2 pseudogenes are annotated in these 334 nt (G+C 41.0%); both read right to left on the bottom strand.

Features of this window, described 5'->3' with window-relative positions:
- Positions 1-122: pseudogene (locus tag ACFINZ_RS11135) on the bottom strand (ferredoxin--NADP reductase); the annotation flags it as partial.
- Between the two features lie 80 nt (positions 123-202).
- Positions 203-334 (bottom strand): annotated as a pseudogene (locus tag ACFINZ_RS11130) (ferredoxin--NADP reductase); the annotation flags it as partial.

Raw genomic sequence — 334 nt, 5'->3', positions numbered from 1 at the left:
AAACTCATCCCATTTACGGGGTGTTTGAATAAGAACGACTTCTGAAAATTTTCATAAATTTCAGGATCACGGATAAGACTTGCAAAGGGAGAAACTCCTGTCACTATTGAGAGCAGATAAAGACACATTTCAGAAACAAAAGTGCCAAAAGGATCACTGTCCTTTAGATTTTCATGCTTTATAATACAGAGTATCTATCCTCTCACCCTACAAAGGCACGCTCCACAACATATGTAGCCGGTGCATTATTGGCACCTTCAACAAGACCAAAGACTTCACACATTCTCGCACAATCTCTCAGCATCGCCATGGAACCACAAATCATCACCCGATC

The organism is Bartonella sp. AA81SXKL (assembly GCF_042196945.1).
In the GTDB taxonomy this organism is placed as follows: Bacteria; Pseudomonadota; Alphaproteobacteria; order Rhizobiales; family Rhizobiaceae; genus Bartonella.
Note: the sequence above shows the minus strand (reverse complement) of the source record. Positions and strands in the feature narration are given on the sequence as shown.